Genomic DNA, 14,374 nt, shown 5'->3' with positions numbered 1-14,374 from the left:
TCAGCTTCCTTGGGCCTTGGTCTTGGTGTGGTCGGAATGCTCCCGGCCGGGCACGGGGCCCGCCCCGGGCTTCGCGGTCATGACGGTGGAGGGCAGCCAGCGGAGCACGGCGAGGGCGCCCACGAGGGCCGCCGCGGCGGCTGCCCCGGCGGCCAGATGCATGGCGTCCAGGAAGGCCTGCCGTGCGGGACCGACAAGTCCGCTCTCCCCCAGCCGAGTCGCGGCCAGCAGCGTGGCGTCCAGGGACTCGCCGGCCTCGTGCCGCATGGAGGGCGGCAGTACGGCGAGCTCGTCCTCGATGCCGCTGCGGTAGGCGGCGCCCATCAGGGAACCGAGCACCGCGACGCCCAGGGCGCCGCCCAGCTGGCGCACGGTGTTGTTCATCGCGGAGGCCACGCCCGCCTTCTCGCGTGGAATCGCGTTCATGATGGACACGGCTGCGGTCGGCATGACGCAGGCTACGCCTGCTCCCAGTGCGGCGAACAAGGCGAGGATCAGCCAGAGCGGAGCGTGCTGGGTCACGAAGACGACTCCGGAGAGTGAGGCGGTCACGGCCAGCATGCCCGCCGCGCACACGTTCCGGGGCCCGATCGAGCGGACCAGGACTGTGCTGAGGGGCCCGCAGACCACGTTCGCGACGGCCAGCGCCACGGTGCAACTCCCGGCCTGCAGCGGGGTGTAGCCGCGCACGCTCTGCAGGTAGAAGGCGCTGAAGAAGAGGAACCCCATCATCGCGAAGCTGACGAAGCCGACGGCCACGACGGCGGCGGAGAAGGCCTTCAACCGGAAGAAGCCGAGCTCCAGCGAGGGTTCCGCGGTACGGCGCTCATGCCACAGGAACACACCCAGCAGGCCGAAACCCGCAAGGCCGGTTCCCCAGACCGTGGGCTCGGTGACCCCGCCGGTGCGGCCGGCCTCGATGATGCCGTAGACGAGGAACACGAGACCGGCGATCGAGAGCAGCAGCCCGGCCGCGTCGACGCGCTTGCCCTTGGCGCCCCGGGTCTCGGGCACCAGCAGCACCACCGCGACCAGGCAGACCGCGACGATCGGCACATTGATCAGGAAGACCGAGCCCCACCAGAAGTGCGCGAGCAGCAGCCCGCCGGTGACCGGTCCGATGCCCAGGGCGAAGCCGACCGAAGCCGCCCAGATCCCGAGGGCCTTGGGGCGCTCGCGCATCGGGAAGACGGCGGCGATGGTGGCCAGGGTGCTCGGCAGGACCGCCGCGCCGCTCACCCCCATGCAGGCGCGGGCGGCGATGAGCTGCTCCGGGGACCCGGCGTAGGCCCCGGCCAGGGACGAGAGTCCGAACAGGCCGAGGCCCAGCAGGAGTACGCGCCTGCGGCCCAGCCGGTCGCCGAGCACACCCCAGGTGAACAGCGTCGCCGCGAAGGCCAGGGTGTAGGCGCTGAGCACCCATTCGACCTGGCTGTGCGAGGCGCCGAGGCCCTGCTCCGGGTCGGTGAGGGTGCGCAGCGTCACGTTGAGCACGGTGTTGTCGAGGATGATGCTCACCAGGCTCAGGACCAGCACCGCGAGGATGGCCCAGCGCCGCGGATGCCCCTCGTGCGCCGGGCCGCCCGGCGCCGGGCCGCCCGGTCGAGCGGGAGCCGATGTCACAGGTCCGGCACCAGGACGAGCTTGCCGCGCACATGGCCCTGCTCCAGCCTGTGGTGGGCCTCGGCCGCCTTGGCGAAGGGGAAGACGGCCTCGACGTGCGGCCGCAGCCGGCCCTCGGCGCAGAGTGCGGCCAGGGCGGCGAGGCGCTCGGCGGACCGCACCACCTGCGGCATGACGATGCCTTCCTGGGCCGCAGCGCGGAAGTTGGCGATGGTGGCGATCCTGGCCCGGTCCGCGACGAGTTCGAGCGACACGGCGAGCGCCTCGGGTCCGCCGTGGCAGTCGAGGGCCGCGTCGACGCCGCCCGGGGCCAGGGCGCGCACCCGGTCGGCAAAGCCCGGCCCGTAGGCGACGGGCAGCGCGCCCAGCGAGCGCAGGAACTCGTGGTTGTGCTCGCCGGCGCTGCCGATCGCCGTGCCGCCCCGCTCGCGCACGAGCTGGACGGCGAGGCTGCCGACGCCGCCGGCCGCGGCGTGCACGAGCACGGTGTCCCCCTGGCCGACGCGCAGTGCGTCCAGGGCGATGTCCGCGGTCTGCCCGACGGCCGACAGGGACCCCGCGACCTCCCACGACAGCTCCGTCGGCTTGGCGGTGATCTGGTCCGCGCCGACGGCGAGGAGCTCGGTGCCGGACTGCATGACGGCGAACCCCAGCACCTCGTCGCCGGGCGCGAACCCGGTCACCTCCGGTCCGGTCCGCTCGACGACCCCGGCGAACTCGTTGCCGATGATCTGCGGGAACTCGACCGGATAACGACCCCGCATGCCGCCGGAGCGCACCCGGCAGTCGAACCCGTTGACCCCGGCGGCCCGCACCCGGACCGTCACCTGGCCCGGTCCTGGTACCGGCTCGGGCACATCGACGAGGCCCAGTACGTCCGGCCCGCCGAACTGGTGGATGGCTACGGCCTTAGGCATGCGTTCTCCACATTCGCTTGACGGCTGCTGTTACTTCGCGACCTGTGTGCTGGCCAGGACGGTCTGGGGCTTCGCCGGGTCCGGGAAGCACTCGAAGGGGCCCCACTCGTCCAGGATCGGCTGGTAGCGGTACCAGTAGAAGCCGGGCTGCTCGTAACTCGAGCCGCCCGGAACGAAGTTGAGCGTACCGGGGTCCTTCGGCGCCTTGTAGGTGACCTTCAGCGTCGGCAGGTCGAACTCGACACCGCCCTCGAGCGGACCGGACGCGCTGACGACGATGTCCGCGCCCTCGACCTTGACGGTGAGAGCGGAGTCACCGAGGCCGCTGCCGCCGGTGAGCTTCAGCTTCTTGACCTTCGCGCCCTCCGGGATCCGGTAGGCGACCCGCACGTCCTTGACGGTCTTGTTGTACTCGGCGAAGGCGGTGATCGGGGCCGGGTCGTACGTGGCCTGGAACTTTTTGCCCGCCTCGACCGAGGCGGGCACGGTGACATCGAACCCGCGCTTGTAGTCGTAGACCGGGTGCGTGTTGCCCTGCACCCAGGTGCGGCACTCGTACGGCACGTCCACGTTCGCGGCATGCGCGCTGGTGCCCAGGCTCATGACGGCCCCCAGGGCGATGGCGGACGCGGTGGTCAGACGTATCACGTGTTGACGCGACGAGGTCATGGAAAAGGTCTCCTTCGGACTCTTGGAATACGAACTCTTGGAGCGCGAACCCTTCGCTCGCGGCTCGGAACGGAGGTCAGGGAAGGGCCAGGGAAAGGCCGGGGAAGGGTCAGGGAATGAGTACGACCCGGCCCAGCTGGGCCCTGGCCTCGAGGATGGTGTGCGCCTCGGCGGCCCGCTCCAGGGGCAGCCGGGCGTGGACGGCGGACTTCACCTGGCCGTCGAGAAGCAGCCGGGTGAGTTCGGCGACGCCCGCCTCGTAGTCGTGCGGGCGGCCGCCCCGCCAGGCCGACAGCGCGAAGCCGGTGACGTACTTGATGCCGATGAGGTCCATCACCGACACCCGCGGGATCTCCAGCTCGCCGCCGGACGAGCCGTAGAACACCAGCCGGCCGCCCGGGGCGAGCAGGCGGATGCCCTGCTGCAGGACCTCGGCGCCGACGCCGTCCAGGATCAGGTCGGGTCCGCGTCCCCCGGTGAGTTCCCGGACCTCCTCGGCCCAGTGCGGGGAGCGGTGGTCGACGACGGCGTCGGCGCCCACGGTGCGGGCGAACTCGCGTTTGCCGGCCTCGCCCGCGGTGCCGATGATCTGGCCGGCCCCGGCTGCCCGGGCCAGCTGGACCGCGATATGGCCCACGCCGCCGGCCGCCGCGTGCACCAGCACCGTCTCGCCCTTGCTCAGCTGCCCGGTCCGCAGGATGCCGAGGGCGATCAGCCCGGTGCCCGGCAGGACCGCGGCCTCGGTGGCGTCCAGTTCCTCGGGTACGGGTACGACGGTGGCGGCGTCGACGACGACCTGCTCGGCGTAGGCGCCGTAGAGGGTGAAGGCGCCGACCCGGTCCCCCGGGCGCAGGCCCGCGACGTCAGGTCCCACCGCGGAGATCCTGCCCACCACGTCGCCGCCGAGGACGACGGGGAAGACCGGCTTCCACATCGGCGCGGGGAAGACCTCGCGCCGCATCTGGGTCTGCGCATGGCCGACGCTGACCGCCTCGACGGCGATGCGCACCTGGCCGGGGCCGGGCTCGGGGACCGGGCGCTCGGCGACGTACAGCACGTCGGGATCCCCGTACCGGTCGAACTGGACGGCACGCATCACTTCTTCTCCTCCTGGGACTGTTCGGTCCGCCCCAGGGCGGCCAGCACGGCGTGGTGCCGGTCGTCGCGGTCGCGGACCAGCTCGGCATAGGTGCGGTGGCCGTAGGCGGCTTCGGTCTGTTCGACCACGGTCTCGACGGCCTGTGGGGTGAGGGCGGGCTGTCCGAGCCCACGCCAGCCCTGTTCGAGGCCGCTGCCGAGATGCTCGAGCCACTTGCGCAGGCCGCCCGGGCCGCCGCCCAGGTGGAACGCGTGGAACGGGCCGACGGTGGACCAGCGCAGCCCGATCGAGTCGGTGACGATGCGGTCCAACTCCTCGACGGTGACCACGCCTTCGAGGACGAGGTGGATGCTCTCGCGCAGCAGCGCGGACTGCAGCCGGTTGGCGGCGAAGCCGGGCAGCGCCCTGCGCAGCACGACCGGGGTACGGCCGACCGACTCCAGGAAGGCCACCGCCCTGTCGACGGCGTCGGGGTCGGTGCGTTCCCCGCCGATCACCTCGACCAGCGGAACGATGTGCGGCGGGTTGAAGGGATGGGCGACGACCAGCCGGCCCGGTCCGGGCATGTCCCGGCTCAGGTCGTCGGGGAGCAGTTTCGACGTCGAGGACAGGACGAGGGAGTGGTCCGGGGCGGCCTCGCCGATCTCGGCGAACAGCCGCTGCTTGAGGGGCAGGTCGTCGGGGGCGTTCTCGGAGACGAAGTCCGCGCCGGTCACCGCCCGGCCGACGTCCGGCTCGTACTCGATCCGCGTCTCCAGCTCGTCCGCCCGGCCCGGAGAGAACAGTTCGAGCCCCTCGCGCACGATGCGACGGGCGTCAGGCCTGCGGCTGTTGACCCGTACGGTCAGCCCGTAGGCGCTGAACAGATTGATCCATCCCAGGCCGATCGTGCCCGCCCCGATCACTGTCACGGTGCTCATGACGTCGAGGCTGGCAGGGCCTGCTCGAACCCGGCTCGAGCGGGCTTCGAGGCCACGGGGCGACCGTGGCCGCATGACCATCACCGCGCTTCCCACCGGCCTGTATGCCGAGGTCCTGTCGTTCTACGGCCACCAGATGCAGAAGCTGGACGGCCGTGACTTCGCCGGCTACGCCGCGACCTTCACCGAGGACGGCGAGTTCAAGCACTCCCCGTCGCTGCCGGCCGCCCGCACCCGTGCCGGGATCACCGCCGTCCTGGAGGACTTCCACCGCAAGTTCGACGCGAGCAAGATCCAGCGCCGGCACTGGTTCAACCACGTGGCGCTGAGCGAGGCGGCCGACGGCTCGATCACGGCGACGAGCTACTGCCTGGTCCTCACCGTCCACGCCGACGTCAAGGAGCCCGAGTTCGGCCCGAGTTGCGTCGTGCACGACGTCCTGGTCCGGGGCGAGGACGGCGAGCTGCTGCTGCGGTCCCGCCATGTCACCCACGACCACGTCTTTCCCGGCTGAGCGTCTTTCCCGGCTGAGCGTCTTCAGAGAAGTCGGCAGCACCGATCCAGCTCGGGAACGCGGAGGGGGTCGGGCTCTGTTGAGCTCGCCCCCTCACAGCGGCCAGGCGGCCAGCAGTTCGCCGGGGCCGTAGGCGGCGTCGAGTCCCGCACAGTCGACGCCGCTGCGCGAGACCGCCACGACCGGGACGGGTTCTGCAGTGAGGGCGGAACGGTGGCGGTGCAGGGCTGCCAGGTCGTGCCGGTCGAAGGGGGATCGCTCCTGCCACTTGATCGAGCCGACGAACAGCAGCTTCTTGGCGACGGGGGCGCGGTCCGCCCCGACGATGTCGATCTCGATGTCGTTGGTGCGGGTCCAGTAGCCGCCCACCGCGGGGGCCGCAGGCAGCTGATCGTCGGGCAGTGTCCGGGCGAGCGCCTCGCGGACGAGCGGCTCGACGGCCCGGCCGCGCCAGCTGGTCCAGCTCTCCCGGATCCGCGCCAGGGCGAGATCGCCCCGTCCCCGCTCGATCTCCCCCATGGACGGACCGAGAAGGTGCAGCCAGAACCGCACGTAAGGATCCGTCACCCGGTAGCGGCGGTCCTTCGACGGACGCAGCGACACGGGCAGCTCCGCGGCGACGATCCGCTTGTCGGTGAGCAGCTCCAGCGCTCGCTGCAGCGGCGTGGCCCCGATCCCGCCGGCCGCGCGGGCGATGTTGGTGAAGGTCCGCTCGCCGCTGCCGATCGCCGCCAGCACCGTACGTGCCTGAGCCTGCGGCGGGAACTCCGCGGCCAGCGAGCGCTCGGCCGACACCAGTAGCGCCGAGACCGGATCATTCAACGCCTCGGCAAGGAAGTCCCACAGCCCCGCGCCGCGCGGCCAGTCCGCGCAGATCAGCGGCAGTCCGCCGGTGACCAGCGCGGCGTCGAAGGCTTCCGCCGGCTCCAGTCCCAGCATCCGCCCGACCTCGGCGGGGTTCAGCGGCCCGAGCACCATCTCCCGGCCGCGCTGGTGAAAAGGCCGCCCGTAGCTGTTCAGCGCCTCCATCATCGACAGATCCGAGCCGATGAGGACCAGCAGCACGAGCTTGGTCTCCAGCACCCGGTCCCATGCCCGCTGCAGCATCCCCTCGAAAGCGCCGTCGGCATCCATCAGGTACGGCACCTCGTCGATGACCAGCACACTCGCCCGGTCGGCGGGCAGTGCCGCGGCCAGCACATCGAACGCGGCGTCCCAGCTCTCCGGTCGAGCGGCGGCCACCAGCTGTGCCAGCGGCAGAGTCGACGCCTGGGCGTCCCGGGCCAGCCGTGCCAGATCATCCCCAGGGGACGCGCCGGTGGCGGCGTAGAACAGGAACGGCGCCCCGCAGCGCTCGACGAACCGCTCGACCAGCCGCGACTTGCCCACCCGGCGTCGCCCCCGCAGCATCACGCACCGCCCAGGCCGCTCTCCTCCGACCCCCGCGGCGACTTTCTGCAGCTCGCGCTCCAGCGTCGCCAGCTCCTGCCGACGACCGACGAAATCCACCATGACTGCCGACCTTCAGACGCTCAGCCGCCTCAGACGCTCGTTCGGCGCCGGACACTAACAGAAAAGTTAGTAACACCAATGTTAGCAACATGGCCGGAGCCGAGACGGTCGGCGATGCGGGCGGCGGTCTGGTCGCTGTGGGCCAGGAGGCGTTTGGCTTCGAGTACGACGCGACGGTCGATGAACTCCTTGGCGCCGAGGCCGGCGGCGGCGAGGGCGGCTCTGGAGAGGGTGCGGGCCGAGTAGCCGAGGAAGTGGGCGTAGTCCTCGACCCGGCGGGTGCGGGTGAAGTCCTTCTCCACGGCGTCACGGAAGCGCAGATAGGTGGCGTCGGGATCGGGGGCGGGGCCGCCCGAGTACCCGGGCAAGCGCGTCGAGTTCAAGAGGGCCTTCGCCGAGGGCGACCACGTCGTCCTGCACTGCCACCAGTTCTGGCCCGACGAGGAGAGGTCATCCCGCCCACGTCCGAGAACGCCAACACCGTGTTCTGAGCGCGGCTGCTGCTAGCCGCGCTGGTCCACCAGCTGGGCGAATGAGGTCATGCACGGCTGACAGTGGGGTGCGGTTTCCGCCTGCGCGGTGTCGGCGTCGGAGTGTTCGGTGTGTTCAAGGCGTCCGGTGAGCAATTGTCCGCACAGGGCCTGCGCGCTCTGTTTGGCCTTCAGGTGCCACACCACGGCTATGCCGTGGGCGTCGAGAGCGGGACACATCTCGTACATCAGGGGCCTCCCTGGATGGATGTTGTCTCTGCCCAGGAGACCGGATCACCCACGCCCGCACAGCACAGCGTGAGCCGATCGGGTGACAGCGGCAGCGGCAGCGGCCGTAAGCACCACTCATCGGCGAGACCGCTGGGCACGACGATGCCCGTCGGATGTCACCGCCATCCGGTGTGCGGCCCCCTCATTCGTCAGTCGTACACATGTACATGTAACCGCTGCTACATTCCTCGATGTGCCGAACAACGAAGCGCCCGTTCGCTGGCTCGTCCTCGTGATCAAGGTGCCCGCAGAACCCTCCCGACACCGCGTCGCCGTCTGGCGTGAGCTGCGCCGGATCGGTGCACTCTCCCTGGGGCAGGGCGTGTGGGCCGTGCCGGACGTACCGGTCTTCGCGGACGGCGTCTCCCGGGTGATCACGCTGACCGAGCAGGCCGGCGGACAGGCCATGACCCTCACCGCGTCCGGACGCGGTGCCGAGGACGCGGCCCGCTTCCAGGCGATGTTCACCGCCGCGCGGTCCGAGGACTGGACGGAGTTCCTCGCCGACTGCGGGAAGTTCGAGGCGGAGTTGGCGAAGGAGATCCGCATCGCCAAGTTCACCCTGGCCGAACTGGAGGAAGAGGAGCAGTCGCTGGAGCGGCTGCGGCGCTGGCACCGCGATCTCACCGCGCGCGACGTGTTCGGCGCACCGGAGGCCGCCACGGCCGGCAAGCGGCTCAAGGAGTGCACCGCCGCCTGCGAGGACTACGCGGAACGCGTCTTCCGGGCCCTGCACGAGACACCTGGGGGCCACGACCGATGAGCGGGACGACGACAGCGAAGTCGGCGCCTGCCCGGCAGATGTGGCCCCTTTACGCCGCCGGGTTCACCACGGCGTTCGGCGCGCACGGCATCGCCGCGAACCTCGGCGGCTTCTCCGAGGACGCGGTCACCTCCCTGCTGGTGCTGGGCGGCCTGCTCGCCCTGTACGACGGCGCCGAGGTGGTCCTCAAGCCGGTCTTCGGCACCCTCGCCGACCGGATCGGCGCCCGCCCGGTGCTGCTCGGCGGGCTCATCGCCTTCGCCGCGGCCTCCGCGCTGTACGTCGTGGCGGACAGCCCGGGCTGGCTGTGGGCCGCCCGACTCGGCCAGGGCGCAGCGGCCTCCGCCTTCTCCCCGTCCGCCTCCGCGCTGGTCGCCCGCCTCAACCCGGCCGCCAAGCACGGCCGCGCGTTCGGCAGTTACGGCTTCTACAAGTCCATCGGCTACACCCTCGGCCCACTGCTCGGCGGCGTCCTGGTCTGGGCGGGCGGCCTGCGGCTCCTGTTCGCCGTACTGGCGGTGCTGGGCGCGGCGGTCGCGGCCTGGGCGGCCATCGCCGTACCCGTCGTCCCGCCGCTGCCGAAGGCCCGACAGACGGTGCTGGACCTGGCCCGGCGGCTGGCCGACCCTGCCTTCCTCGCCCCGACCGGCGCGCTGGCCGCGGCGACCGCGGCCCTCTCGGTCGGCGTGGGCTTCCTGCCCGTCTCCGGCCGGGCGGCCGGACTCGGCACGGTCGCCACCGGCGCCGCCATCTCCGTACTCGCCGCCTGCGCCGCGATCGTCCAGCCGAAGGCCGGACGCGCACTGGACGACGGCCGTCTCACCACCCGCACCGGCATCACAGCCGGTCTGCTGCTCACCGCCACCGGCCTGGCCTGCGCCATGCTGCCCGGCCTGACCGGCGTACTGTCCGCAGCCGCCCTGATCGGAGCCGGAACCGGCCTGATCACCCCCCTCGGCTTCGCCGCCCTGGCCTCCGCGACCCCTCAGGAACGCCTGGGCCAGACCATGGGCTCCGCCGAACTCGGCCGCGAACTCGGCGACGCGGGCGGCCCGTTGCTAGTCGCCGGAGTAGCCACGCTCACCACCCTCACCTACGGCTACGCGACCCTGGCGGCCCTGCTCGCCGCAGGCCCCCTCATCGCGCTGGCCTACGGATCGGCGAAGGGGTCGGGCTCCGAAGAACCTGACCCCTTCTGACCTGCTTGTTCGCCACGTCAGCGACGCGGTGTTGTTGCATCCGCTCACACGTTGAAGCGGAACTCCACCACGTCCCCGTCCTGCATGACGTAGTCCTTGCCCTCCATCCGCGCCTTGCCCTTGGCGCGGGCCTCCGCCACCGAGCCGGTTTCCACCAGGTCGGCGAAGGAGATGACCTCGGCCTTGATGAAGCCCTTCTGGAAGTCGGTGTGGATGACGCCGGCGGCCTCGGGGGCGGTGGCGCCCTTCTTGATGGTCCAGGCGCGGGATTCCTTGGGGCCGGCCGTGAGGTAGGTCTGCAGGCCGAGGGTGTTGAAGCCGACACGGGCCAGGGTCGCGAGGCCCGGCTCCTGCGCGCCCACCGACTCCAGCAGCTCCATCGCGTCCTCCTCGTCGAGCTCGGCGAGGTCGGCCTCCAGCTTGGCGTTCAGGAAGATCGCCTCGGCGGGGGCGACCAGGGCGCGCTGCTCGTTCTTGAAGTCCTCGTCGACCAGTTCGTCCTCGTCGACGTTGAAGACGTAGAGGAAGGGCTTGGTGGTGAGCAGGTGCAGGTCGTGCAGGAGGGCCTCCTGGTCCGAGTCCTGCTTGATCCCGGCCGCGAACAGGGTCTGGCCCGCGTCCAGGATCTCCTTGGCCGCCTCGACCGCCGCCAGCTTCGGCGCGATGTCCTTCTTGATCCGCGACTCCTTCTGGAGGCGGGGCAGGACCTTCTCGATGGTCTGGAGGTCGGCGAGGATCAGCTCGGTGTTGATCGTCTCGATGTCGTCCTTGGGCGAGACCTTGCCGTCGACGTGGACGACGTTCTCGTCCTTGAAGGCGCGGATGACCTGGCAGATCGCGTCGGACTCACGGATGTTCGCGAGGAACTTGTTGCCCAGGCCCTCACCCTCGGAGGCGCCGCGCACGATGCCGGCGATGTCGACGAAGTCGACGGTGGCCGGGAGGACGCGCTGGGAGGAGAAGATCTCGGCCAGCTTGGTGAGGCGCGCGTCCGGGACGCCCACGACGCCCACGTTGGGCTCGATCGTGGCGAACGGGTAGTTGGCCGCCAGCACGTCGTTCTTGGTCAGGGCGTTGAACAGGGTCGACTTGCCGACATTGGGCAGACCGACGATTCCGATCGTGAGCGACACGTTGCGACTTCCCGTACGTGAGAGGACTTCAGGGGCTGGGCTGGGGCCCGGTCCTTCTTCGATCTTCGATGCAGATGACGCAGATGCACGGGCCGATCCACCAGTCTACGGCGTACCGGGACCGGACCCCGGCGGCCGAGGGCCGTCGTATCGAACACCTGGCCAAGGTCGGCCCCAGGGCGTGTCTGAGGACCGATTCACCACATAAACCGACCTAGGTTGGTGTGGTGGAGCCAGACAGGGCGCGACCTGCCGGGTATGACTCGCGACGCGGTACGCCGCCTCCGCTGCCGCCGCAGGCAGCACGGGGTGGGGGTGGTGCGGGGCGGGGCGGGGGCGGGTACGCGCGGGGTGAGCGCGGGTTCGCGTCGGACGGGGACAGTGTGGAGTGGGGCGAAGGTCGTACGAGGCGCGGCGCGGGCGGGTTCGCGCGAGGTGGGGGCGGTCGGGACGGTGGGGGCGGTCCAGGGGGTGCCAGTGGTGTGAGGGGTGCTGGTGGCGTGAGGGGTTCGGATCGGTCCGTCTGGGCGTCCCGGCCATCCGGTTCCGCCCCGGCGGCAAGGTCCTCCCGCCCCGTCCGGTCGTCCCGAGCCACCGCACCGACCCAGCCCGCCCGGTCGACCCGGCCCGTCTCGCAGCGCCGCCCGGGTACGGCCCCGGTGGCGGCGGCGGTACGGCGACCCGGGCCGTCCCCGGCGCCGCAGGCCGTGCGCCGGTTTCCCAACCCCCGGCTCACCGGCCTGGGCGGCGGCCTGTTCTGCGGTGCCGTGATGTTCCTGCTCGGCTATCTCGACGCGCTGCTGTTCGGGTCGTCGCTCGTGGTGTACAGCGTGCTGTTCCTGCCGGTGTGCGTGCTGACGGCGGTCTGGGTGCGCAGGGGCGACCTGATGACCGCGCCGGTGGTCGTGCCGATCGCCTTCGCGGTGGGGCTGGTTCCGGTGGCCGACCAGGGCGGGGGGCTCGGCGGTCACCTGATGGGGATCGTGACCGCCCTCGCCACTCAGGCCGGGTGGCTGTACGGGGGGACGCTGATCGCCGGTCTCATCGTGACCGTACGAAGGGTCCGCCTGATGGTGCGCAGGGCAGCGGCCCGCCGCCGGTCGGTGTGAGCGTCGCCCGGCTGTCGTACAGCAGTCCTTGAGCTGACCTTCAGCTGCCCCTCAGCCGTCCTTCTCCGCCGCCCGCATCGCCGCCCCCACGATCCCCGCGTTGTTCTGCAGCTGCGCCGGGACGATCTCCGCCTTGATGCCCTCGATGTAGTGCAGGAACTTCTGGGACTTCCTGCTCACCCCGCCGCCGACGATGAACAGCTCCGGGGAGAACAGCATCTCGACATGGGCGAGGTACTTCTGGACGCGGTGCGCCCAGTGCTCCCACGACAGGTCCTCGTCCTCCTTGGCCTTGCTGGAGGCGCGCTTCTCGGCGTCGTGGCCGTGGAGTTCGAGGTGGCCCAGCTCGGTGTTGGGGACCAGGGCTCCGTCGATGAACAGCGCGCTGCCGATGCCCGTGCCGAAGGTGAGGAGGATCACGGTGCCCCGGCGGTCGCGGCCCGCGCCGAAGTGCATCTCGGCCACGCCGGCCGCGTCCGCGTCGTTGACCACCGTCACCGGCAGGCCGCCGAGGCGCTCGCTGAACAACGCGCGTGCGTCCGTGTCGATCCAGCTTCTGTCGACGTTGGCCGCCGTACGGATCGTGGAGCCGTCGGTGACCACGCCGGGGAACGTCAGCCCGACCGGCCCCGTCCAGCCGTAGTGCTCGACGACCTGCTTCACACCGTCGGCCACCCCGTCGGGCGTGGCCGGGTGCGGAGTGAGCACCTTGAAGCGCTCCTGAGCGAGATCGCCCCTGTCGAGGTCCACCGGGGCACCCTTGATCCCGGATCCACCGATGTCCAAGCCGAAGATCTGCATGGCCCTACGTTACGACGGCGGACTGACAGTCACTCCCCGGAGTCACCGGAGCCGGCATCGGCCCTCGTGCGCTCGGCGATCAGCGCCGCCGCCTCCTCGCGCAGATCGCGGCGCAGCTCCTTCGGCAGGGAGAAGGTGATGGACTCCTCGGCCGCCTTGACGAGCTCGACGTCGCCGTAGCCGCGCTGGGCGAGCCACTCCAGGACCTCCTCGACGAGCACCTCCGGGACGGAGGCGCCGGAGGTGACACCCACCGTCGTCACGCCCTCCAGCCAGGCCTCGTCGATCTCACTCGCGAAGTCCACGAGGTAGGCCTCGCGCGAACCGGCCAGCTTGGCGACCTCGACCAGCCGCTTGGAGTTGGAGGAGTTGCGGGAGCCGACCACGATCACCAGCTCGGCCTCGGCGCCCATCTGCTTCACCGCGAGCTGGCGGTTCTGCGTGGCGTAGCAGATGTCGTCGCTGGGCGGGGAGATCAGCTGCGGGAACTTCTCCTTCAGCGCGTCGACCGTCTCCATGGTCTCGTCGACGGAGAGGGTGGTCTGCGACAGCCACACGATCTTCGACGGGTCACGGACCTCGACCTTGGCGACGTCGGCCGGGCCGTCGACGAGCTGGATGTGGTCGGGGGCCTCGCCGGACGTACCGATGACCTCTTCGTGGCCCTCGTGCCCGATCAGGAGGATGTCGTAGTCCTCGTTGGCGAAGCGGACGGCTTCCTTGTGGACCTTGGTGACCAGCGGGCAGGTCGCGTCGATGGTGGCGAGTTTGCCGCGCGCGGCCTCCTCGTGGACGACGGGGGCGACGCCGTGCGCCGAGAACATCACGATGTTGCCCGGCGGCACCTCCTCCGTCCGCTCGACGAAGACGGCGCCCTTCTTCTCCAGGGTCTGCACGACGTACTTGTTGTGGACGATCTCGTGCCGGACGTACACCGGAGCGCCGTACTGCTCCAGGGCTTTCTCGACGGCGATCACGGCGCGGTCCACACCCGCGCAGTAGCCACGGGGGGCGGCGAGCAGAACACGGCGGCCAGACGAAGCAGTCATGCGTCCCATCGTAAGGGTGCGTCCGGGGGGTCGAAGATCGCGCGGGTGACGGGTTGGTGGGGAGAGTGACGGTGGGCTGTGAGGGTGAGGGCCCGGGTTCCTCGCCCCCGCCGCCCCTACCCGTCCCGTACCTGGGGGCCTGCGGCCCCCAGACCCCCGCTTCGGCCCTGAAGGGGCCTCGTCCTCAAACGCCGGACGGGCTGAGTAACTCAGCCCCTCCGGCGTTTGAGGAGCGGGGGTCCAGGGGGCAGAGCCCCCTGGCGGGGTCGAAGGGGCGGAGCCCCTTCAAGGACGGGACGGGTAGG

General features: G+C 71.0%; 14 protein-coding genes and 1 pseudogene. 4 read left to right on the top strand and 11 right to left on the bottom strand.

Features of this window, described 5'->3' with window-relative positions; all coding sequences use genetic code 11:
* The 5 genes from EHO50_RS42865 to EHO50_RS42845 all read right to left on the bottom strand — a co-directional run bounded on the left by EHO50_RS42865 (position 1) and on the right by EHO50_RS42845 (position 5,228).
* The gene (locus EHO50_RS42865; RefSeq protein ID WP_128437309.1) at positions 1–1,623 is read right to left on the bottom strand and encodes an MFS transporter; all 1,623 of its coding nucleotides are present in this window, start codon (positions 1,621–1,623) and stop codon (positions 1–3) included.
* Positions 1,620–2,540, bottom strand: coding sequence for an NADP-dependent oxidoreductase (locus EHO50_RS42860; RefSeq protein ID WP_128437308.1), 921 nt, complete (start codon positions 2,538–2,540; stop codon positions 1,620–1,622). The genes EHO50_RS42865 and EHO50_RS42860 overlap by 4 nt, the downstream gene beginning before the upstream one ends.
* A gap of 30 nt (positions 2,541–2,570) precedes the next feature.
* Positions 2,571–3,209, bottom strand: coding sequence for a hypothetical protein (locus EHO50_RS42855; protein ID WP_128437307.1), 639 nt, complete (start codon positions 3,207–3,209; stop codon positions 2,571–2,573).
* A 109-nt stretch (positions 3,210–3,318) separates the two neighbouring features.
* Positions 3,319–4,305 (bottom strand): quinone oxidoreductase family protein, encoded by a 987-nt coding sequence (locus EHO50_RS42850; protein WP_246101834.1) that lies wholly within the window; start codon positions 4,303–4,305, stop codon positions 3,319–3,321.
* Positions 4,305–5,228 (bottom strand): 3-hydroxyacyl-CoA dehydrogenase NAD-binding domain-containing protein, encoded by a 924-nt coding sequence (locus tag EHO50_RS42845; RefSeq protein ID WP_128437305.1) that lies wholly within the window; start codon positions 5,226–5,228, stop codon positions 4,305–4,307. The genes EHO50_RS42850 and EHO50_RS42845 overlap by 1 nt, the downstream gene beginning before the upstream one ends.
* A 73-nt stretch (positions 5,229–5,301) precedes the next feature.
* Between EHO50_RS42845 and EHO50_RS42840 the strand changes: the two genes are divergently transcribed.
* The gene (locus EHO50_RS42840) at positions 5,302–5,742 is read left to right on the top strand and encodes a nuclear transport factor 2 family protein (protein ID WP_128437304.1); all 441 of its coding nucleotides are present in this window, start codon (positions 5,302–5,304) and stop codon (positions 5,740–5,742) included.
* Between the two features lie 93 nt (positions 5,743–5,835).
* Here EHO50_RS42840 and EHO50_RS42835 read toward each other — a convergent pair whose 3' ends face one another.
* From EHO50_RS42835 to EHO50_RS42825, 3 genes and pseudogenes are all read right to left on the bottom strand, one after another.
* Positions 5,836–7,254 (bottom strand): ATP-binding protein, encoded by a 1,419-nt coding sequence (locus EHO50_RS42835; protein WP_128437303.1) that lies wholly within the window; start codon positions 7,252–7,254, stop codon positions 5,836–5,838.
* A 38-nt stretch (positions 7,255–7,292) separates the two neighbouring features.
* A pseudogene (locus EHO50_RS42830) lies at positions 7,293–7,616 on the bottom strand (helix-turn-helix domain-containing protein); the annotation flags it as partial.
* 141 nt (positions 7,617–7,757) lie between these two features.
* Positions 7,758–7,973: a hypothetical protein gene (locus EHO50_RS42825; protein ID WP_128437302.1), complete on the bottom strand. Its 216-nt coding sequence runs from the start codon at positions 7,971–7,973 to the stop codon at positions 7,758–7,760.
* A 235-nt stretch (positions 7,974–8,208) separates the two neighbouring features.
* On the opposite strand from EHO50_RS42825, the gene EHO50_RS42820 reads away from it, so the two are divergent.
* Together EHO50_RS42820 and EHO50_RS42815 are read left to right on the top strand one after the other, a co-directional pair.
* Positions 8,209–8,778 (top strand): Chromate resistance protein ChrB, encoded by a 570-nt coding sequence (locus EHO50_RS42820; RefSeq protein ID WP_128437301.1) that lies wholly within the window; start codon positions 8,209–8,211, stop codon positions 8,776–8,778.
* A gap of 38 nt (positions 8,779–8,816) precedes the next feature.
* Positions 8,817–9,977, top strand: coding sequence for an MFS transporter (locus EHO50_RS42815; RefSeq protein ID WP_128437342.1), 1,161 nt, complete (start codon positions 8,817–8,819; stop codon positions 9,975–9,977).
* A gap of 44 nt (positions 9,978–10,021) precedes the next feature.
* Here the strand turns inward: EHO50_RS42815 and ychF are convergent, their stop codons facing one another.
* Positions 10,022–11,110, bottom strand: a complete 1,089-nt coding sequence (gene ychF / locus EHO50_RS42810; protein WP_128437300.1) for a redox-regulated ATPase YchF — start codon at positions 11,108–11,110, stop codon at positions 10,022–10,024.
* 707 nt (positions 11,111–11,817) lie between these two features.
* Here ychF and EHO50_RS46225 point away from each other — a divergent pair.
* On the top strand, positions 11,818–12,219 hold the full coding sequence (locus tag EHO50_RS46225; RefSeq protein WP_425472384.1) for a DUF6542 domain-containing protein: 402 nt from the start codon (positions 11,818–11,820) through the stop codon (positions 12,217–12,219).
* Between the two features lie 51 nt (positions 12,220–12,270).
* Here the strand turns inward: EHO50_RS46225 and ppgK are convergent, their stop codons facing one another.
* Complete coding sequence (gene ppgK, locus EHO50_RS42800) at positions 12,271–13,020, bottom strand: polyphosphate--glucose phosphotransferase (protein WP_128437298.1); 750 nt, start codon at positions 13,018–13,020, stop codon at positions 12,271–12,273.
* A gap of 29 nt (positions 13,021–13,049) precedes the next feature.
* Complete coding sequence (locus tag EHO50_RS42795; protein ID WP_128437297.1) at positions 13,050–14,078, bottom strand: 4-hydroxy-3-methylbut-2-enyl diphosphate reductase; 1,029 nt, start codon at positions 14,076–14,078, stop codon at positions 13,050–13,052.
* Positions 14,079–14,374: the final 296 nt, after the last annotated feature.

The organism is Streptomyces cyaneus (genome assembly GCF_004028635.1).
GTDB lineage: Bacteria > Actinomycetota > Actinomycetes > Streptomycetales > Streptomycetaceae > Streptomyces > Streptomyces cyaneus.
The sequence above is the reverse complement of the archived record's forward strand: the minus strand, read 5'-3'. Positions and strand labels throughout refer to the sequence as shown.

Excerpts from the sequence above, each read along its gene's own strand:
- EHO50_RS42860 (WP_128437308.1), bottom strand. The coding sequence starts at position 2,540 with ATGCCTAAGGCCGTAGCCATCCACCAGTTCGGCGGGCCGGACGTACTG.
- EHO50_RS42855 (WP_128437307.1), bottom strand. The coding sequence starts at position 3,209 with ATGACCTCGTCGCGTCAACACGTGATACGTCTGACCACCGCGTCCGCC.
- EHO50_RS42850 (WP_246101834.1), bottom strand. The coding sequence starts at position 4,305 with ATGCGTGCCGTCCAGTTCGACCGGTACGGGGATCCCGACGTGCTGTAC.
- EHO50_RS42845 (WP_128437305.1), bottom strand. The coding sequence starts at position 5,228 with ATGAGCACCGTGACAGTGATCGGGGCGGGCACGATCGGCCTGGGATGG.
- EHO50_RS42840 (WP_128437304.1), top strand. The coding sequence starts at position 5,302 with ATGACCATCACCGCGCTTCCCACCGGCCTGTATGCCGAGGTCCTGTCG.
- EHO50_RS42835 (WP_128437303.1), bottom strand. The coding sequence starts at position 7,254 with ATGGTGGATTTCGTCGGTCGTCGGCAGGAGCTGGCGACGCTGGAGCGC.
- EHO50_RS42825 (WP_128437302.1), bottom strand. The coding sequence starts at position 7,973 with ATGTACGAGATGTGTCCCGCTCTCGACGCCCACGGCATAGCCGTGGTG.
- EHO50_RS42815 (WP_128437342.1), top strand. The coding sequence starts at position 8,817 with ATGTGGCCCCTTTACGCCGCCGGGTTCACCACGGCGTTCGGCGCGCAC.
- ppgK (WP_128437298.1), bottom strand. The coding sequence starts at position 13,020 with ATGCAGATCTTCGGCTTGGACATCGGTGGATCCGGGATCAAGGGTGCC.
- EHO50_RS42795 (WP_128437297.1), bottom strand. The coding sequence starts at position 14,078 with ATGGGACGCATGACTGCTTCGTCTGGCCGCCGTGTTCTGCTCGCCGCC.